This is a genomic window from Pseudomonas brassicae (genome assembly GCF_010671725.1).
Taxonomy (GTDB): domain Bacteria; phylum Pseudomonadota; class Gammaproteobacteria; order Pseudomonadales; family Pseudomonadaceae; genus Aquipseudomonas; species Aquipseudomonas brassicae.
The window spans coordinates 1-18,564 of sequence record NZ_JAAHBU010000371.1 but is presented as its reverse complement, the minus strand read 5'-3'; the positions used below and the strand labels follow the sequence as shown (position 1 = coordinate 18,564).

The 18,564-nt window shown below is 64.5% G+C and carries 22 protein-coding genes and 1 pseudogene; 10 read left to right on the top strand and 13 right to left on the bottom strand.

Going from position 1 to position 18,564, the window contains the following annotated elements; all coding sequences use genetic code 11:
• The 4 genes and pseudogenes from ftsY to rpoH all read left to right on the top strand — a co-directional run.
• Positions 1-1,069, top strand: a 1,069-nt coding sequence (gene ftsY / locus G3436_RS21925) for a signal recognition particle-docking protein FtsY (RefSeq protein ID WP_163949411.1), incomplete at its 5' end; no start/stop codon positions are given.
• Positions 1,066-1,737, top strand: coding sequence for a cell division ATP-binding protein FtsE (gene ftsE, locus G3436_RS21920; RefSeq protein WP_163949409.1), 672 nt, complete (start codon positions 1,066-1,068; stop codon positions 1,735-1,737). The genes ftsY and ftsE, both read left to right, overlap by 4 nt.
• A pseudogene (gene ftsX, locus G3436_RS21915) lies at positions 1,734-2,763 on the top strand (permease-like cell division protein FtsX). The gene ftsE and the pseudogene ftsX overlap by 4 nt, the downstream one beginning before the upstream one ends.
• 112 nt (positions 2,764-2,875) lie before the next feature.
• Positions 2,876-3,730 carry an RNA polymerase sigma factor RpoH gene (gene rpoH / locus G3436_RS21910; protein WP_163949406.1) on the top strand — a complete coding sequence of 285 codons (855 nt, stop codon included), beginning with the start codon at positions 2,876-2,878 and terminating at the stop codon, positions 3,728-3,730.
• 146 nt (positions 3,731-3,876) lie between these two features.
• Here rpoH and mtgA read toward each other — a convergent pair whose 3' ends face one another.
• Entirely contained in the window at positions 3,877-4,599 is a 723-nt protein-coding gene (gene mtgA / locus G3436_RS21905; protein WP_163949403.1) for a monofunctional biosynthetic peptidoglycan transglycosylase, read from the bottom strand.
• 70 nt (positions 4,600-4,669) lie between these two features.
• Between mtgA and G3436_RS21900 the strand changes: the two genes are divergently transcribed.
• The 4 genes from G3436_RS21900 to trmB all read left to right on the top strand — a co-directional run bounded on the left by G3436_RS21900 (position 4,670) and on the right by trmB (position 6,918).
• Positions 4,670-5,041: a DUF423 domain-containing protein gene (locus tag G3436_RS21900; RefSeq protein WP_163949400.1), complete on the top strand. Its 372-nt coding sequence runs from the start codon at positions 4,670-4,672 to the stop codon at positions 5,039-5,041.
• Between the two features lie 101 nt (positions 5,042-5,142).
• Positions 5,143-5,343 (top strand): sulfur carrier protein ThiS, encoded by a 201-nt coding sequence (gene thiS, locus G3436_RS21895; protein WP_163949398.1) that lies wholly within the window; start codon positions 5,143-5,145, stop codon positions 5,341-5,343.
• A gap of 48 nt (positions 5,344-5,391) precedes the next feature.
• Entirely contained in the window at positions 5,392-6,186 is a 795-nt protein-coding gene (locus G3436_RS21890; RefSeq protein ID WP_163949395.1) for a thiazole synthase, read from the top strand.
• 9 nt (positions 6,187-6,195) lie between these two features.
• Complete coding sequence (gene trmB / locus G3436_RS21885) at positions 6,196-6,918, top strand: tRNA (guanosine(46)-N7)-methyltransferase TrmB (protein ID WP_163949390.1); 723 nt, start codon at positions 6,196-6,198, stop codon at positions 6,916-6,918.
• Between the two features lie 94 nt (positions 6,919-7,012).
• On the opposite strand, the gene G3436_RS21880 is transcribed toward trmB, so the two are convergent.
• The 9 genes from G3436_RS21880 to G3436_RS21840 all read right to left on the bottom strand — a co-directional run bounded on the left by G3436_RS21880 (position 7,013) and on the right by G3436_RS21840 (position 13,619).
• Positions 7,013-7,336, bottom strand: a complete 324-nt coding sequence (locus tag G3436_RS21880) for a DUF3392 family protein (protein ID WP_043860129.1) — start codon at positions 7,334-7,336, stop codon at positions 7,013-7,015.
• Between the two features lie 9 nt (positions 7,337-7,345).
• On the bottom strand, positions 7,346-8,560 hold the full coding sequence (gene hemW, locus G3436_RS21875) for a radical SAM family heme chaperone HemW (RefSeq protein WP_163949387.1): 1,215 nt from the start codon (positions 8,558-8,560) through the stop codon (positions 7,346-7,348).
• Positions 8,557-9,153, bottom strand: coding sequence for an RdgB/HAM1 family non-canonical purine NTP pyrophosphatase (gene rdgB / locus G3436_RS21870; protein WP_163949384.1), 597 nt, complete (start codon positions 9,151-9,153; stop codon positions 8,557-8,559). The genes hemW and rdgB overlap by 4 nt, the downstream gene beginning before the upstream one ends.
• Positions 9,150-9,584, bottom strand: coding sequence for a DUF4426 domain-containing protein (locus G3436_RS21865; RefSeq protein WP_163949381.1), 435 nt, complete (start codon positions 9,582-9,584; stop codon positions 9,150-9,152). The genes rdgB and G3436_RS21865 overlap by 4 nt, the downstream gene beginning before the upstream one ends.
• Before the next feature lie 24 nt (positions 9,585-9,608).
• The gene (gene metW / locus G3436_RS21860; protein WP_163949378.1) at positions 9,609-10,229 is read right to left on the bottom strand and encodes a methionine biosynthesis protein MetW; all 621 of its coding nucleotides are present in this window, start codon (positions 10,227-10,229) and stop codon (positions 9,609-9,611) included.
• A 7-nt stretch (positions 10,230-10,236) separates the two neighbouring features.
• Positions 10,237-11,376: a homoserine O-succinyltransferase MetX gene (gene metX / locus G3436_RS21855; protein WP_163949375.1), complete on the bottom strand. Its 1,140-nt coding sequence runs from the start codon at positions 11,374-11,376 to the stop codon at positions 10,237-10,239.
• A gap of 97 nt (positions 11,377-11,473) precedes the next feature.
• A complete protein-coding gene (locus G3436_RS21850; RefSeq protein ID WP_163949371.1) occupies positions 11,474-12,064 on the bottom strand; it encodes a YggT family protein in 591 nt (196 codons plus the stop codon).
• Between the two features lie 10 nt (positions 12,065-12,074).
• Positions 12,075-12,893, bottom strand: coding sequence for a pyrroline-5-carboxylate reductase (gene proC / locus G3436_RS21845; RefSeq protein WP_163949368.1), 819 nt, complete (start codon positions 12,891-12,893; stop codon positions 12,075-12,077).
• Positions 12,894-12,932: 39 nt separating this feature from the next.
• Positions 12,933-13,619: a YggS family pyridoxal phosphate-dependent enzyme gene (locus tag G3436_RS21840; protein ID WP_163949365.1), complete on the bottom strand. Its 687-nt coding sequence runs from the start codon at positions 13,617-13,619 to the stop codon at positions 12,933-12,935.
• A gap of 66 nt (positions 13,620-13,685) precedes the next feature.
• On the opposite strand from G3436_RS21840, the gene G3436_RS21835 reads away from it, so the two are divergent.
• Entirely contained in the window at positions 13,686-14,720 is a 1,035-nt protein-coding gene (locus tag G3436_RS21835) for a type IV pilus twitching motility protein PilT (RefSeq protein ID WP_163949362.1), read from the top strand.
• On the opposite strand, the gene G3436_RS21830 is transcribed toward G3436_RS21835, so the two are convergent.
• Positions 14,717-15,340, bottom strand: a complete 624-nt coding sequence (locus G3436_RS21830) for a C40 family peptidase (protein ID WP_163949359.1) — start codon at positions 15,338-15,340, stop codon at positions 14,717-14,719. The genes G3436_RS21835 and G3436_RS21830 overlap by 4 nt on opposite strands.
• 156 nt (positions 15,341-15,496) lie before the next feature.
• Between G3436_RS21830 and G3436_RS21825 the strand changes: the two genes are divergently transcribed.
• Positions 15,497-15,919, top strand: coding sequence for an NINE protein (locus tag G3436_RS21825; RefSeq protein ID WP_163949357.1), 423 nt, complete (start codon positions 15,497-15,499; stop codon positions 15,917-15,919).
• A gap of 40 nt (positions 15,920-15,959) precedes the next feature.
• Here the strand turns inward: G3436_RS21825 and G3436_RS21820 are convergent, their stop codons facing one another.
• Positions 15,960-16,652, bottom strand: a complete 693-nt coding sequence (locus G3436_RS21820) for an SPOR domain-containing protein (protein ID WP_163949354.1) — start codon at positions 16,650-16,652, stop codon at positions 15,960-15,962.
• Position 16,653: 1 nt separating this feature from the next.
• Positions 16,654-18,390 carry an arginine--tRNA ligase gene (argS, locus tag G3436_RS21815; protein ID WP_163949351.1) on the bottom strand — a complete coding sequence of 579 codons (1,737 nt, stop codon included), beginning with the start codon at positions 18,388-18,390 and terminating at the stop codon, positions 16,654-16,656.
• Between the last annotated feature and the right edge of the window lie 174 nt (positions 18,391-18,564).

Below are 18,564 nucleotides of genomic sequence, written 5' to 3'. Positions count from 1 at the left end.
AGCCCGCGCCCGTTGTGGTGGCCCCCGGCCCCAGTGCCTGTCGTCGCTGCGCCAGCCCCCTGTGGCTGCCGTGGTCGCGCCCGTCATCGAGCCCGTCATCGAAGCAGAGCCCGGCCCGGCGCCAGTTGCAGAGACCAAGGCCGGCTTCTTCGCCCGCCTCAAGCAGGGCCTGTCCAAGACCAGCGCCAGCATCGGCGAGGGCATGGCCAGCCTGTTCCTGGGCAAGAAGGCCATCGACGATGACCTGCTTGAAGAGATCGAAACCCGCCTGCTGACCGCCGACGTCGGCGTCGAGGCCACTTCGGTGATTGTCCAGAGCCTGACCCAGAAGGTCGCGCGCAAGCAGTTGGCCGATGCCGACGCACTGTACAAGTCGCTGCAAGGCGAGCTGACCGACCTGCTCAAGCCGGTCGAGCAGCCGCTGAAGGTGCACGCGCAGAACAAGCCGTTCGTGATTCTGGTGGTGGGCGTCAATGGCGCCGGCAAGACCACCACCATTGGCAAACTGGCGAAAAAGCTCCAGCTCGAAGGCAAGAAAGTCATGCTGGCGGCCGGCGACACCTTTCGTGCCGCTGCGGTGGAGCAACTGCAGGTATGGGGCGAGCGCAACCAGATCCCGGTGATCGCACAGCACACCGGTGCCGATTCGGCCTCGGTGATCTTCGACGCCGTGCAGGCTGCCAAGGCGCGCAACATCGACGTGCTGATCGCCGATACCGCCGGTCGCCTGCACACCAAAGACAACCTGATGGAAGAGCTCAAGAAGGTTCGCCGGGTCATCGGCAAGCTCGACGCCGACGCGCCGCACGAAGTGCTGCTGGTGCTGGACGCCGGCACCGGGCAGAACGCCATCAACCAGGCCAAGCACTTCAACCAGAGCGTCGAACTGACCGGCCTGGCCCTGACCAAGCTCGACGGCACCGCCAAGGGCGGGGTGATCTTCGCCTTGGCCAAGCAGTTCGGCCTGCCGATTCGCTACATTGGCGTGGGTGAAGGCATCGACGACTTGCGCACGTTCGAAGCCGAACCCTTCGTACAAGCACTGTTTGCCGAGCGGGAGCATCCATGATCCGATTCGAACAGGTCGCCAAACGCTATCCGAATGGTCACGTTGGCCTGCATGAGTTGAGTTTTCGGGTACGTCGGGGCGAATTCCTGTTCGTTACCGGCCACTCGGGCGCGGGCAAGAGCACCTTGCTGCGCCTGCTGCTGGCCATGGAACGCCCCACCAGCGGCAAACTGCTGCTGGCCGGCCAGGACCTGGGCCAGATCAGCAATGCGCAGATCCCGTTCCTGCGTCGTCAGATCGGCGTGGTGTTCCAGAACCACCAGTTGCTGTTCGACCGTACCGTGTTCAACAACGTGGCCTTGCCACTGCAGATCCTTGGCCTGTCCAAGCTCGAAGTGGCCAAGCGCGTCGACTCGGCGCTGGAGCGCGTGGCCCTGTCGGACAAGGCCGAGCTGTTTCCGGGCGACCTGTCCACCGGCCAGCAGCAGCGCGTCGGGATTGCCCGTGCCATCGTGCACCGCCCGGCGCTGCTGCTGGCGGACGAGCCCACCGGCAACCTCGACCCGCGCCTGGCGGCCGAGATCATGGGGGTATTCGAAGATATCAACCGCCTGGGTACCAGCGTGCTGATCGCCAGCCACGACCTGGCACTGATCGCGCGCATGCGCCATCGCATGCTGACCCTGCAGCGCGGCCGCCTGATCGGCGATGGGGAGGCCGGACAATGAGTGCATCACGCAGCCCCAAGGTGTCCGAGCGCGTCGCCCCCAAGGCGGCCGAGCCGATCCCGCAAAAGCAGAAAAAACGCCGCGATGACGACGATGACGGTCCGGATTTCAGCACCTTGCTGCAGGCGTGGGTCGAAAGCCACCGCTCCAGCCTGGTCGACAGCCTGCGCCGGCTGGGCAAGCAGCCGATCGGCAGCTTCTTTACCTGCCTGGTGATGGCTGTGGCGCTGAGCCTGCCGATGGGCCTGTCGTTGCTGTTGAGCAGTCGAGCGCCTGGGCGGCTCGTGGCAGCGCGCCGCGCAGATTTCGCTGTACCTCAAGCTGGATGCCACAGCCCATGAAGGCGAGGCCCTGCGCACTCAGATCAAGGGCTTGCCGGGGGTGGCCGAGGCCGACTATGTCAGCCGCGAACAGGCCCTCGACGAGTTCCAGCAGCAGTCCGGGCTGGGTGACGCCCTGCGCGAACTGCCCGAGAACCCATTGCCTGGGGTGATCGTGGTGACCCCGGCCGAGGTCGACAAGCCGGCACTGGAGGCCTTGCGTCAGCGCTTGGCCGAGCTGCCCAAGGTCGAGCTGGCCCAGCTGGACCTGGTGTGGGTGGAGCGCCTGGCGGCGATCCTCAAACTGGGTGACCGCTTCGTGTTCGGCCTGACCGTGTTGCTGGTGTCGGCGTTGCTGCTGGTGATCGGTAACACGATTCGCCTGCACATCGAGAACCGCCGCACCGAAATCGAGGTGATCAAACTGGTTGGCGGCACCGACAGTTATGTGCGCCGGCCCTTCCTGTACATGGGGGCGCTGTATGGCCTGGGCGCCGGTGTGCTGTCATGGGGCGTGCTGGCGTTCGGGTTGAACTGGCTGAATGACGCGGTCATCGGCCTGTCCGGCCTGTACGGCAGTGATTTCGCCCTGGCCGGCGTGCCATCGTCCGATGGTCTGTCGCTCTTGCTTGGTGCAGTGTTGTTAGGGTATATCGGTGCTTGGATTGCGGTCGCTCGGCATTTGCGTGAGCTTGCACCGCGATAAGAGTCTTTTTGCCATCACCTGGCTTTATCGTTTCAGGGAACTTGTTTCGGGGTTCCCGGTCAATGGTGGCAGTGCCTGACGGCACAATTCAGTGAGTCGGAGGTTTTTTCGTATGACCACTTCGTTGCAACCTGCGTATGCGTTGGTCCCGGGTGCGAACCTGGAGGCTTATGTTCATACGGTGAACAGCATTCCACTGCTGACGCCCGAGCAGGAGCGTGAACTGGCCGAGAGTCTCTATTACGAGCAGGATCTGGGGGCGGCTCGGCAGATGGTGCTCGCCCACCTGCGTTTTGTCGTGCATATCGCACGTAGCTATTCGGGCTACGGGCTGGCCCAGGCCGACCTGATCCAGGAAGGCAACGTGGGCCTGATGAAAGCGGTCAAGCGCTTCAACCCCGAGATGGGTGTGCGCCTGGTGTCCTTTGCGGTGCACTGGATCAAGGCCGAGATTCACGAGTTCATCCTGCGCAACTGGCGCATCGTCAAGGTCGCGACCACCAAGGCGCAGCGCAAGCTGTTCTTCAACCTGCGCAGCCAGAAGAAGCGTCTGGCCTGGCTGAACAACGATGAAGTGCACCGCGTGGCCGAGAGCCTGGGTGTCGAGCCACGTGAAGTGCGCGAGATGGAAAGCCGCCTGACCGGTCAGGACATGGCCTTTGACCCGGCGTCCGAGGCCGACGACGACAGCGCCTTCCAGTCGCCGGCCAACTACCTGGAAGACCACCGTTACGATCCGGCGCGTCAGCTGGAGGATGCAGACTGGAGCGACAACTCCTCGAGCAACCTGCATGAAGCGCTGCAAGGCCTGGACGACCGCAGCCGCGACATCCTGTACCAGCGCTGGCTGGCCGAAGAGAAGGCCACGCTGCACGACCTGGCGGCCAAGTACAGTGTGTCGGCCGAGCGGATCCGGCAGTTGGAGAAGAATGCGATGAACAAGGTCAAAGCCCTGATCGCTGCCTGATCGTCGTCTGTACCGGCCCCTTCGCTGGCAAGCCAGCTCCCACAGGGGCTGTGTGAACCCTGCAAAACCTTGTGGGAGCTGGTTTGCCAGCGCAGGGGCCAATAAAAAACCCGACTCAGGTCGGGTTTTTTAATGCCTGCGCTTTATCAGTTGGTCCACGGCGCCTTGCGCGGCTCATCCAGCTGCACCAGATACCCGCTACCGCCCAGCTGGCTCATCTGCTGGCGAATCCAGCCCGCCCGCCGCGCCACGTAGCTGCTTGGCCGGCTGGCACTCCAGTTGCGCGGGCTCGGCAGCACTGCGGCGAGCAGGCTGGCCTGCTGACGGCTCAATTTGCTCGCGTCGGTACCGAAGTGATGCTGCGCCGCCGCCTGGGCACCAAACACGCCGTCGTCCCACTCCGCGCTGTTGAGGTACACCTCAAGGATCCGCTCCTTGGACCACAGCAGCTCGATCAACGCGGTAAACCACGCTTCCAGCCCCTTGCGCAGCCAACTGCGGCCCGCCCACAGGAACTGGTTCTTGGCCACTTGCTGGCTCAGGGTGCTGGCCCCGCGGATGGACCCGCCGCGCTCGTTGTGCGCCAGCGCCGCCTGGATCGCCGTGAAGTCGAACCCCCAGTGCCCAGCGAATTTCTGGTCTTCACCGGCAATGACCGCCACCTTGAGCTCGTCGGAGATCTCGTCCCACGGGCGCCAGTCGCGTTGCAGGTCGATGGGCTGGCCATTGAACCAGGACTCGACCTTGCGCTCGACCATCAGCATGGTCCCCGGTGGCGGCACCCAGCGAAACAGCAGGACCAGCAATACGCTGGCGCCGGCAAACCAGAGCAGGGCGCGGGTGAGGCGGCGGATCAGGGATGACAGCATAGAGATGGCTTGGCCGAACCGAATGAGCGGGCCATTATACAGACCCTGTGCCCCCCAAGGAGTCTTCCGCATGCTTCGCAGCTTCCTGTCGCTCGCCGCTGTTTTCGGCTTTACCGGGGTGGCCCTCGGCGCCTTTGCCGCCCATGGCCTCAAGGGCCGCCTGAGCAGCGAGTACCTGGCCATCTTTCATACCGGCGTGACCTACCAGCTGGTGCACGCACTGGCGCTGCTGGGGGTGGCGGTGCTTTCGGTGCACCTGCCGGGTCGCCTGGTGGCCTGGGCCGGTGGTCTGTTCTGCCTGGGGATCGTGCTGTTTTCCGGTAGCCTGTACCTGCTGACCCTCAGCGGCATCGGCAAGCTGGGCATCATCACGCCGTTTGGCGGCCTGGCCTTTCTTGGCGGCTGGTTGTGCCTGGGCCTTGCAGCCTGGCGCCTGGGCTGACCCGCGAGTCCGGATCGAGACGAATGGCGGTGTCCGGCCTTGGGTTCAAGCCCGTATAGGGGCTAGAATGCGGGCCCCTAAAAATAATGGCGGCCGTGCGCATGCGCATTCAACTGAACGGTGAACCTTTCGAATTGCCCGATGGCGAAAGCGTCGCGGCCCTGCTGAACCGGCTGGACCTCGCAGGTCGCCGGGTAGCGGTAGAGCTGAACCTGGACATCGTGCCGCGCAGCCAGCACGACGCTACCGCCCTGCGCGATGGCGACCAGGTCGAGGTCGTTCACGCCATCGGCGGCGGCTAGGCCCACGCGATCCACCTGCAAGTCCCTCAACCTTCTAGAGGATTACCGATGAGCAACGTTCGTAGCGACAAGCCCTTCACGCTGGCCGGTCGTACCTTCCAGTCGCGCCTGCTGGTCGGTACCGGCAAGTACCGCGACATGGAAGAAACCCGCCTGGCCATCGAGGCCTCGGGTGCCGAGATCGTCACCGTCGCGGTGCGCCGTACCAACCTGGGCCAGAACCCGGGCGAGCCGAACCTGCTCGACGTATTGCCGCCGGATCGCTACACCATCCTGCCGAACACCGCCGGGTGCTATGACGCCATCGAGGCCGTGCGCACCTGCCGCCTGGCGCGTGAGCTGCTCGACGGGCACAACCTGGTCAAGCTTGAAGTGCTGGCCGACCAGAAGACCCTGTTCCCCAACGTGATCGAAACCCTCAAGGCCGCCGAAGTGCTGGTCAAGGACGGCTTCGATGTGATGGTCTACACCAGCGATGACCCGATCATCGCGCGCCAACTGGCCGAAATCGGCTGCATCGCGGTCATGCCGCTGGCCGGGCTGATCGGTACCGGGCTGGGCATCTGCAACCCGTACAACCTGCGCATCATCCTCGAGGAATCGAAGGTGCCGGTGCTGGTCGATGCGGGTGTGGGTACCGCCTCCGACGCTACCATCGCCATGGAAATGGGCTGTGAGGCGGTGCTGATGAACTCGGCCATCGCCCATGCCCAGCAGCCGGTGATGATGGCCGAGGCCATGAAGCACGCCATCGTTGCTGGCCGTCTGGCCTACCTGGCCGGCCGCATGCCGAAAAAACTCTATGCCAGCGCCTCGTCGCCGCTGGATGGTCTGATCAAGTAAGAGCCCCTGATGACTGAATCGCAAGAATCGCCGATCACCGCCGAAGGCGAAGAACGCCAACACCGCCGCATCAAGAGTTTCGTGATGCGTGCCGGGCGCATGACCGAAGGCCAGCAGCGTGGCCTGGACCAGGGCGCGCCGTTGTTCGTGCTGCCGCTGGCCGACAGTCCGGTGGACTACGACCAGGTATTTGGCCGCTCGGCGCCGCGTACCCTGGAAATCGGCTTTGGCATGGGCCATTCGCTGCTGGAAATGGCCGCTGCTGCGCCTGAGCAGGACTTCATCGGTGTCGAAGTGCACCGTCCGGGTGTGGGCGCGCTGCTCAATGGCGTGCTGACCCAGGGTCTGCAGAACCTGCGCGTGTATGACTGCGATGCCATCGAAGTGCTGAACAAGTGCGTGGCCGACAACAGCCTCGATCGCCTGATGCTGTTCTTCCCCGACCCGTGGCACAAGAGCCGTCACCACAAGCGTCGCATCGTGCAGCCGGAGTTTGCCGAGCTGGTGCGCAGCAAGCTGAAGGTGGGCGGCGTGTTCCATATGGCAACCGACTGGGAACCGTATGCCGAATACATGCTGGAAGTGATGAATGTCGCGCCGGGTTACAAGAACCTGGCCGAAGATGGCAAGTGCGTTGCACGCCCTGCCGAGCGCCCGATCACCAAGTTCGAACGTCGTGGCGAGCGATTGGGGCATGGGGTGTGGGATCTGAAGTTCGAGAAGCTGGCTTAAGACCGCATAACGGCTATTCGCTGGCAAGCCAGCTCCCACAGGGGATGTATGAACACCGCCAAACCCTGTGGGAGCTGGCTTGCCAGCGAAGTGTTCAGCGGCGGTCAGCGACCACGCCGAGCAACACCAGCACCACCAGCAAAACCGGCGCCAGCGCATAGTTGTTGAACTGGCTCAGCCCGCGTACCACCCACGGCGTCGCATAGATCAACGCCGCACCACTGCCGATCAGCACCAGCAGGGCCATGAACGGCACGCGCAATGCACCTGCCAGCCCGCCCAGGCGCTGTTCGACCCAGCCCTTGATGTCGGTGCCGAACAGCACCAGCAAACAGCCTACAAGCGCCAGAGAGATCTCCGACAGGTTGCTGCGGCTCCAGCGGGAGACGGTCGAGAGCAGGTCGAGTACCAGGTCCATTCGCTTTCCTTAGGTCAAGAAATACTGCAACAGGTCGTTGAGGAACAACTGGCCTCGTGCGGTCGCCACCAGTCGCGTCGGTTCGACCTGCAAAAGGCCCTTTTGTTCGGCCTCGCGGCGCGCCTGGGCCAATTGTGCCAGCGGCAAGCCGGTGCGCTGGGCAAACAGTTCGGCGTCCACCCCCTCGGTCAGGCGCAGGGCATTCATCAGGAACTCGAACGGCAGCTCGTCCACCGGCAACAGCTTTTCGCCGGCCTTGAACGGTTTGTCCGGGTTCAGGTAGTCCTTGGGCAGGCGCGTCTTCCAGGTGCGCAGGATGCGCCCGTCCGGGTGGCTGAGCTTGCCATGGGCGCCGGCACCGATACCGATGAAGTCGCCAAAGCTCCAGTAGTTGAGGTTGTGCCGCGCCGCCTTGCCAGGCTGCGCATAGGCCGAGACCTCGTACTGGTGGTAGCCGTGCTCGGCCATCAGGGCCTGCCCGGCTTCCTGGATATCCCACAGGATGTCGTCCTCGGGCAGCTCCGGTGGCTGGTTCCAGAACACCGTGTTCGGCTCCAGCGTCAGCTGGTACCACGACAGGTGGGTGGGCTTGAGGGCGATGGCCTGGCGCAGGTCGCCCAGCGCATCGCCCAGCGACTGGTCGGGCAGGCCGTGCATCAGGTCCAGGTTGAAGTTGTCGAACCCCGCCGCGCGCGCCATGGCCGCCGCACGTACCGCCTCGTCGCCGTTGTGGATGCGCCCCAGCGCCTCCAGCTTGGCTTGCTGGAAGCTCTGGATGCCGATGGACAGGCGGTTGATGCCCAACTGGCGGTAGGCCTTGAACTTGTCCTGCTCGAAGGTGCCCGGGTTGGCCTCCAGGGTAATCTCGATGTCGGCGGCGAACGGAATGCGTTGCTCCACGCCTGCCAGCAGGCGGCCCAGTGCGTGGGCACTGAACAGGCTCGGGGTGCCGCCACCGAAGAAGATCGAGCTGATCGGGCGCCCGTACACCGCCCCCAGTTCCTGGTCGAGGTCGGCCAGCAGTGCGTCGATGTAGGCCGCTTCAGGCAGCTCGGGGGTGGCCGCATGGGAGTTGAAGTCGCAATACGGGCATTTGCGCACGCACCACGGGATGTGGATGTACAGCGCCAGCGGCGGCAACTGTGGCAGCGCCGCCCGTGGTACTTGGGAGCTGAAGCCAGCCTCGCCCAGGTGCAGTGGCTGTGCCGGCGTGCGATCGGTCATTGCAGGCCCAGACGCTGGCGCAGCAGGCTCATGGCGCGGGCACGGTGGCTGATCAGGTTCTTGTCGGCCGGGGCCAGCTCGGCGCTGGAACAGTCGCGCTCCGGCACCCAGAACAGCGGGTCGTAGCCAAAGCCGTGGGCACCGCTGGCCTGGTGCAGGATACGCCCGTGCCACAGGCCTTCGCACAGGATCGGCAACGGGTCGTCGGCATGGCGCACCAGGGCCAGCACGCACACGAACTGTGCAGCGCGCTCGGCGTCCGGTACGTCCTTCAAGACGTCCAGCAACTTGGCGTTGTTGGCCGCATCGCCCTGGCCGTCGGCGTAGCGCGCCGAGTAGATGCCCGGCGCACCGCCGAGGAAGTCCACCGCCAGGCCCGAGTCGTCGGCCAGTGCCGGCAGCCCCGAGATGCGTGCAGCGTTGCGCGCCTTGAGAATGGCGTTCTCGACAAACGACAGGCCGGTTTCTTCCGGCTCCACGCGGCTGAATTCGCCAATCGAACGCAGTTGCACGGTGTCACCGAGCATGGCCTGCAGTTCCTTGAGTTTGCCGGCGTTGTGGCTGGCCAATACGAGTTGCTGGATGTTCATCATTCGCCTGGGAAGAGCTCTTGGTTGAAGCTGATGGTTTCGGTCTTGCCGTCAATCCCCACGGTGAGGGTGAACGTGCGGGTTTCCTGCTGCTTGACCGGGAACTGGGCGAGGTAGTAGATCGCGCCGGGTTCGTTGATCTGCTTGAAGGTGAGTGGCACCGAACTGCTGGTCAGGTCTTTCACGCTACCGCTGACCTGGGTGACCACCGGCTTGCCGGCCTTGATCACCGACACGTTGATCACGCCCTGGTTGTTGCTGCGTACCAGTTCCGCCGCCTTGGCGATGTCTGGCTGCAGGAAGGTCGAGATGAAGGTGCTGTAGTGCACCGTGGTGTCACCGAAGACTTCCTTGCGCTCGCCCTTGATGGCATCGGCGGCGATAGCCGTCGTGCTCAGGCAGGCAGCCAGTAAAAAGCTCGACAAGCGCCCCATGATCTGTTTCCTCCAGTGGGTGGGTTAAACCGCGACCTTGTGTTCCTGCAGGCCCGGGCTGCTGACACGGTAAATGCCGATTTCACCTAGAAGATTAGGCCATAGCTTGCTCGCCCACCCATGCCGGTGCATATGGTCGACCGCCAGACGGTCGAGCACCTGGGCGCGGCGTTCGCTGCACAGCGCCTCGAAATCCTCGAAGGTGCAGAAGTGGATGTTCGGCGTGTTGTACCAGGTATACGGCATGAAGTCCGAGACCGGCATGCGCCCCTTGGTCGCCAGGTACCAGCGGCAGCGCCAGTGGCCGAAGTTGGGGAAGGTGATGATGCACTGGCGGCCCACGCGCAGCATTTCGTCGAGGATCCGGTCGGGGTACTCCACGGCCTGCAGCGCCTGGGTCATGACCACCACGTCGAAGCTGTTGCTGGCGAAGTTGCCCAGGCCCTTGTCCAGGTCCTGTTCGATCACGTTGACGCCCTTGGCCACGCACTGGGCGATGTTGTCGGCGTCGATTTCCAGGCCGTAGCCGGCCACCTGCTTGGTGTCGCGCAGCGATGCCAGCAGTTCGCCGGTACCGCAACCGAGGTCGAGGACCCGGCTGCCGGCGGGGATCCAGTCTTGGATGATTTCCAGGTCGGCTCTCATGGGGTCCTCAGCAGACGATGCGGTTCATGTAGTTCGTGAAACCCGTGATGTAGCGCGGGGTCGGGATCAGGAAGGCATCGTGGCCATATGGCGAGTCGATATCCAGGTAGCACACGTTCTTGCGTGCGGCGATCAGCGCGTCGACGATCTCCCGCGAGCGCGCCGGCGAGAAGCGCCAGTCGGTGGTGAAGGACATCACGCAGTACTGCGCGGTGACATTGGCCAGGGTCGCCGCCAGGTCGCCGCCATGCGCGGCCGCCGGGTCGAAGTAGTCCAGCGCCTTGGTCATCAGCAGGTAGGTGTTGGCGTCGAAGCGGCCGGAAAACTCTTCGCCCTGATAGCGCAGGTAGCTCTCGACCTGGAACTCGACACTGTGGAAGTCGTAGTTGAGCTGGTCGCTCTTGAGTTCGCGGCCGAATTTCTCGCCCATCGAGTCATCCGACAGGTAGGTGATGTGCCCGACCATGCGCGCCAGCATCAGGCCGCGCTTGGGGATCACGCCGGCGGCCTGGAACGAGCCGCCATGAAACTCCGGGTCGGTGAGAATGGCCTGGCGGGCCACCTCGTTGAAGGCGATGTTCTGCGCCGAGAGCTTGGGTGCCGAGGCGATGTCCAGGCAATAGCGCACACGGTCGGGGTAGGTGATGGTCCACTGCAGGGCCTGCATGCCGCCCAGGCTGCCGCCGACCACGGCGGCCCACTGGGCGATGCCCAGGCGATCGGCCAGGCGGGCCTGGCTGTGCACCCAGTCTTCCACGGTCAGCACCGGGAAGTCGGCGCCGTAGGGCTGGCCAGTGAGCGGGTTGAGGCTGCTGGGGCCGGTGCTGCCGTTGCAGCCGCCGAGGTTGTTCAGGCTGACCACGAAAAAGCGGTTGGTGTCGATCGGCTTGCCGGGGCCGATGCAGCTGTCCCACCAGCCCGGCTTGCGGTCGTCGGGGCTGTGGTAGCCGGCGGCATGGTGATGCCCCGACAGCGCATGGCAGATCAGCACGGCGTTGCTGGCCGTGGCGTTGAGGGTGCCGTAGGTTTCGTAGATCAGCTCGTAGGAGGCCAGTGAGCGACCACAGGCCAGCGCCAGGGGCTCATCGAACTGCGCCAGTTGCGGAATTACCAGACCGACCGAATCTTCGGGAAAGACAGTGGACATCGACCCTGCTCACGCTTAAATGAGGCGTAAGTCTAAAGACCGCCACCCCCAGCGGCAAGCAACATGGCGCGGCCTGCTGCCGGGGGTTGGCCGAGGGTCAGATAATTTTCCACACCACCATCGGCATTCCGGCGAACTCGGCCACCGGTGGCACCACGAACGACTGGATCAGCTGGATCGCGATAAAGGCGAAGATCGGCGAAATATCCATGCCACCGAGGTTGGGGACCAGCTTGCGAAACGGTGCCAGCACCGGCTCGCTGATCTGATAGGCCAGTTCGGCGGCGGGGTTGTGGCTGCCGGGGGCGATCCACGAGACGATGACCATGATGATCATCGCCAGCCAGAAAATCTTCAGGAACAGCGAGGTGATGCCGATCACGGACCAGGCCAGCAGGCCCAGCAGGTTGTCCACCGCGAGGCCGTTGAGGGTCATCACGAACGCGATCAGCAGCGCCTGGAGCACGATCGCCAGCAACAGCGACGAGGTATCCAGCCCGGCAATGCTGGGCACCACCCGGCGGATCGGCTTGAGCAGCGGCTGAGTGGCGCGTACCGCGAACTGGCTCAGGGGGTTGTAGAAGTTGGCTTTCACCAGTTGCAGGATGAAGCGCACCAGCACGATGCCCAGGTACAGGCCGACCAGTGTTTGCACCACGAAGATCGCGGCGCCAGCAAGCGAATTCATGCAGAGCTCCTTATTTGCCCAGTTGTTCGGCCATCTCGGCCGAGCGGTGCGCTGCGGCACCCAGTGCTTGTTCTACCAGTGCCTCGAAACCACCGGCCTGGAATGACGTGATCGCGGCCTCGGTGGTGCCGTTGGGCGATGTCACGCGACGGCGTAGCTCGCCCGCATCGACATCGCTGCTGACCGCCATGTGCGCGGCGCCCAGGGCGGTCTGCAGGGTCAGCCGGCTGGCGGTGTCACGGGACAGGCCGAGCTTTTCGCCGGCAGCAGTCATTGCCTCGATCAGCAGGAAGAAATACGCCGGGCCGCTGCCGGAGACGGCGGTCACCGCGTCCAGCTGCGCCTCGCTGTCGACCCACAGGGCAATGCCGACGGCCGACAGCAATTGCTCGGCGGCGCTGCGCTGCGCTGGCGAAACCTGCGCGGTGGCATACAGGCCGCTGACGCCCTGGCGCAGTAGCGCCGGGGTATTGGGCATGCAGCGTACCAGCGGCTGCGCGCCCAGCCAGTTGTGCATGCTGGCGCAGGTGATGCCTGCGGCGATCGATACCACCAGTTGCTCGGGCTTGAGGCTTGGCTTGAGGGCCTCGCACACGGCTTTCATGGCTTGCGGCTTGACGGCGATGACCACCACGTCGGCGCCTTCGATGGCCTCGGCGTTGTGTTCGAACAGCTGGATGCCATGCTCGGCATGCACCCTGGCACGGGTCTCGGCACCCGGGTCGCTGGCGCGGATCTGCGCGGCGTCCACACCCTGCGCGCGCAGGCCGCCGATCAGGCTGGCGGCCATGTTGCCGGCGCCGATAAAGGCAATACGAGTCTTGCTCATGTCAGGTCCTTGGTCGAAGAAGGTAAACAGTGCATGGGCTCACACCTGGCCATAGTCGCGGGCGCCGAACAGCGCGGTGCCGATCCGTACCCAGGTCGCGCCCTGGGCAATCGCCGCTTCCAGGTCATGGCTCATGCCCATCGATAGGGTGTCCAGGCCCAGGTTCAGGCCTGCTTGCAGCTCGCGTACACGGGCAAACGCCGCGGCCTGGGCGGCCGGGTCGTCGGTGGGTTCGGGAATCGCCATCAGCCCGCGCAAGGTCAGGCGCGGCAATGCGGCGATGGCCTGCGCCAGGGCAGGCAGCGCTTCGGGATTGCAGCCCGACTTGCTGGCCTCGCCACTCACGTTCACCTGCAGGCACACGTTGAGCGGCGGCAGGTCGGCAGGGCGCTGCTCGGACAGGCGTTGTGCGATTTTCAGTCGGTCCACCGAATGTACCCAGTCGAAATGCTCGGCAATTGCGCGAGTCTTGTTCGACTGAATGGGGCCGATGAAGTGCCAGGTCAAGGGCAGGTCGGATAATTCGAGCTGTTTGGCCAGTGCTTCCTGCAGGTAGTTCTCGCCCACGTCGCGTACCCCTGCGGCGTACGCCTCGCGCACGGCGTCGGCCGGCTTGGTCTTGCTCACGGCCAGCAACCGCACGTGCTCGGGCGCTCGACCGGCGGCCAGTGCAGCGCTGCGGATGCGCTCGGCAAGCGTGGAAAGGTTGTCTGCTATGGTGGACATGGATCAACGCCAGCGGCTGTTCGGGTCTGCGGCATTCTACCTGCTTGGCGATGTTTGGGGAGTCTTATGGACATGACCGGGCTGATGGCCCTGGCGCTCAGGGAGGGCGCCTCCGACCTGCACCTGGCGGCCGGCAGTGCGCCGATGATTCGCCGGGGCGGTGAAATTCACTCGCTGGGGCTGCCGGTGCTCGACGCGGCTGCCATGCAGGGGCTGCTCGGGCAGCTCATGAGCGCGCAGCAATTGAAGGCGTACGCAACGCTTCAGGACCTCGACTTCTGTGTCGCCTTGCCCGGCCAGGGGCGGGTGCGGGTCAATGCGTTCGTCCAGTTGCAAGGGGCGGCGGCGGTGTTGCGCCTGATACCCGCGACGGTGCCAAGCCTGGCGACGCTGCAACTGCCTGATGTGTTTCGCCAGATTGCCGAGCGACCGGCCGGGCTGGTGCTGGTCACCGGCCCTACCGGCTCGGGCAAGTCGACCACCCTGGCGGCACTGGTCGATCACCTGAACAGCCAGCGCGGCGTGCACATCCTGACCCTGGAAGACCCCATCGAGTTTATCCACACCCCGGCGCGCAGCCGCGTCAGCCAGCGCGAGATCGGTCGGCACAGCCCGGGTTTCACCCAGGCGCTGCGTGCGGCGCTACGCCAGGACCCGGATGTGATCATGCTCGGTGAGCTGCGCGACCTCGACACCATCCGCCTGGCGCTGAGCGCCGCCGAAACCGGTCATCTGGTACTGGCGACCCTGCACAGCCGTTCGGCGGCCAGCAGCATCGACCGTCTGGTGGATGTGTTTGCCGCCGAGGAGAAGGCGCTGGTACGCACGATGCTCGCCGAATCGTTGCAGGCGGTGGTGGCGCAGGTGCTGGTGCGCCAGGTCGACGGTGGGCGGGTGGCGGCGCATGAAGTGCTGCTGGCCACCCCGGCCGTGCGCAACCTGATTCGCGAGGGCAAGGTGGGGCAGCTGTATTCGGCCATGCAGACGGGGGCGGCGATTGGCATGCAGACCCTCGACAGTTGCCTGCAGGGCCTGGTACGGCGGGGGGTGATCAGCCGCGAGGTGGCCAGGGTGAATGCACGTTCGCCCGAGGCACTCTAGCGTTTGGCCAGGCGCAGCTGTTGTTGCGGCTGTTGCTTGGGCAGCACGCGCTTGGCGACCACGTAGTGGCTTTGCCAGTACGGCTTGTTCAGCGTGTCGATGCTGACCCGCTTGCCGCGCCGCGGGGCGTGGATGAAGCGATCGTTGCCCAGGTAGATGGCCACGTGGTTGACTCGACGGCTCTTGATGTTGAAGAACAGCAGGTCGCCGGGCTTGAGGTCCTTGCGCTCGACCTTGACACCGTGGCCGCTGGCCATGGCATTGGAGGTGCGTGGCAGGTCGACTTCATCGATATCATTGAAGGCGTACTTGACCAGGCCGCTGCAGTCGAAGCCCTTGCTCGGGCTGCTGCCGCCCCAGCGATACGGTGTGCCAAGCACGTTCACGGCGCGGCTGAGCACGTCGCTGCTCTGCTTGGCCGGCATCAGCGCCACCTGGCGTGCAGCGCGGGCATCGGCCTTGGAAACCTTGGCGTGGCTGACCTTGGTCGAGCGCACGGCACTGGTGTTGGTGGTATGTATGGAAAAACCAGTGGGTAGACGTTGCTCACGGTTGGTGGCGTGGGCGGCCAGTGGCAATAATAGGCAAATAGTCAGCCATGTCTTGAAAAATGGACGCATGGGCAGGGCTCTTCGTGGTTAAGCGCGCAACTTTATAACAGCTTTTTGATCAGATTCTGGCCCGTTGGTCGATTGCACGGGTGCCATGCGTCGGCGCGTCACGCAAAAGTCACATTTTTTCTTAGAAAATTTCTCTCTAAAACGCGGAGGCTATGCATGAACAGTTATCAGCAGCAACGCCAGCCACAGGACACGCACAGCAAGGTCATTGGCTACCTGCTGTGGATTTTCGGCTTTACCGGCGCGCACCGTTTCTACTACGGCAAGCCGGTGACCGGCACCCTCTGGTTCTTCACCCTTGGCCTGCTTGGCATTGGCTGGCTGATCGACGTGTTCCTGATCCCGGCGATGGACCGTGAAGCCGACCTGCGCTTTCAGGCCGGCCCACTGGACTACAGCGTGGCCTGGGTGCTGCTGACCTTTCTCGGGGTGTTTGGCGTGCACCGTATGTACCAGGGCAAATGGATCACTGGCGTGATCTACCTGTTCACGGGTGGCCTGTTCTTGCTGGGGGTGCTCTACGACTTCTGGACGCTGAACACCCAGGTGTCGCTGAAGAATGCGCAAGCGCGCTTCTGAGAGGGCGCGGCCCGCAGGTGCGGGCCGCTGATCGCAGGGGTTACTGGCGAGTCTGGCGCTGCTGCAACAGCAGGTTGTTGAAGCCGCTGCCGGCCAGTTGCTTCTGCGCCACGGTCAGTTGTTCGCGGTTGCTGAACGGGCCGACCAGCACGCGGTACCAGGTTTCTTCCTTCACCGTGCCGGACTCCACCTTGACCGCCTGGCCGAGCAGGATGATCTGCGCGCGGACCTTGTCGGCATCGGCCTGCTTGCGGAACGAGCCGGCCTGCAGATAGAACTGCGTGGTGGCGGCCGGCTTGATCACTTCTGGCGCCGGCGGCGGGGTTTGCCCCAGCAGCGCGGCCTGGGCCCGTGCGGTATCGATCTTGGCCGCTTCGGCCGGGGTCACCGGGGGTTGCGCCGGTACCGGTGGGGTTTTCTCGGGCACGGCTTCGGGCGGCACGATCACTTCCGATTCGGGCAGCAGGGTGTAGAAGTCGTACTTGGGCTTGACCGGCTGCTGCGGGCTCGGCGCGGTCTTGTTTGCCTCGGCGATCTTCTCGGCCTTCTGCTGTTGCTCGGGCTTGGTGCGCTTGACCTCGTCACGGCTGGGCTCGAGCTTCATCAGGAACACGATGAACGCCCCGACCGTAAGGCCGATCGCCAGCCACATCCAGCCCGGAATCGGCTGCTTGGCCGGGGCCTGGTAGCGGCTGGCGCCGCGCTTGGGTGCAGGTTTTTTCTTGGCAGCCAACTTACATGCGCTCCAGGGTTTCCAGGCCGAGCAGTTCCAGGCCCTGCTTGAGGGTACGACCGGTCAGCGCGGCGAGGCGCAGGCGGCTGTGCTGTACCTCGGGGGTGTCGGCGCCGAGGATCGGGCAGTTCTCGTAGAAGCTGGAGAACAGGCCGGCGACGTCGTACAGGTAGCTGCACAGCACGTGCGGGGTGCCTTTTTCGGCGACGTTGTTCAGGATTTCGCCGAACTGCGCCAGGCGTGCCGCCAGCTCCTGTTCCTGCGCCGCGTCGAGCAGGATTTCGCCTTCGACCTGGTCGAAGCCCTTGCCCAGCTTGCGGAACACCCCGGCCACACGGGTGTAGGCGTACAGCAGGTAGGGCGCGGTGTTGCCTTCGAAGTTGAGCATCAGTTCGAAGTTGAAGCTGTAGTCGCTGGTGCGGTGCTTGGACAGGTCGGCGTACTTGACCGCGCCGATGCCCACCACCTTGGCGATGGCGCGCAGCTCGTCTTCGGCCAGTTGCGGGTTCTTCTCCTTGACCAGGGTGTAGGCGCGTTCCTTGGCTTCGTTGAGCAGGTCGATCAGCTTCACGGTGCCGCCGTCACGGGTCTTGAACGGGCGGCCGTCGGCGCCGTTCATGGTGCCGAAGCCCATGTGCTCCATGTCCATCGGGTGGGTCACGAAGCCGGCCTTGCGGGCCACTGCGAACACCTGCTGGAAGTGCAGGGCCTGGCGCTGGTCGACGAAGTACAGGGCACGGTCGGCCTTGAGCACGCCGCTGCGATAGCGCACGGCGGCGAGGTCGGTGGTGGCGTACAGGTAGCCACCGTCGGCCTTGACGATGATCACCGGCAGCGGCTCGCCTTCGGCGTTCTTGAACTCGTCGAGGAACACGCACTGGGCGCCGTTGCTCTCGACCAGCATGCCCTTGGTCCGGAGGTCGTCGACCACGTTGGCCAGGTCATCGTTGTAGGCGCTTTCGCCCATCACGTCGGCCATGCTCAGCTTGACGTTGAGCAGCTCGTAGGTCTTCTGGCAGTGCGACAGCGAGATGTCCTTGAAGCGCGTCCACAGCGTCAGGCATTGCGCGTCGCCGGCTTGCAGCTTGACCACCAGGCCGCGGGCGCGGTCGGCAAACTCGCTCGACTCGTCGAAGCGCTTCTTGGCGGCGCGGTAGAAGTTCTCCAGGTCCGACAGCTCGTCGCTGGTGATCGGGTTTTCTTCCAGGTAGGCCATCAGCATGCCGAACTGGGTGCCCCAGTCGCCCACGTGGTTCTGGCGTACCACGTCGTCGCCGAGGAACTCCAGCACGCGGGCCACGGCGTCGCCAATGATGGTCGAGCGCAGGTGGCCGACGTGCATTTCCTTGGCCAGGTTGGGCGCCGACAGGTCGACCACCACCTTTTGTGCTGGGCCGGCCTTGTGCACGCCCAGCCTGGCGTCGGCCAGTGCGGCGTCCAGGCGCGAGGCCAGGGCCTGGGTGTTCTGGAAGAAGTTCAGGAAGCCGGGGCCGGCGATCTCGACCTTGCTGACCTGTGGGTCGGCGGGCAGGGCGTTGATCAGCTTTTCGGCCAGGTCGCGGGGTTTGAGCCCCGCGGGCTTGGCCAGCATCATGGCGATGTTGCTGGCGAAGTCGCCGTGGGTCTTGTCCCGGGCGTTTTCCACCTGGATCGCCGGCGTCAGCCCTTCAGGCAGCACACCGTCGGCGACGAGTTGGGTGAGGGCTTGCTGGATCAGCTGGCGAATGGTGTCTTTCATGGGCTTCTCTTTCGACCGCAAGCGCGGCGGCGCTTGGATGCGCAGGTGGAAAAACTGGGCATTATCCGTTGCCGGGGCGAGGTTGCCAACCTTTAGGGCCGCTTCGCGGGCAAGCCAGCTGCCACAGGTACCGTGCCGATCCTGGGGTTTGCGCCAAACCTGTGGGAGCTGGCT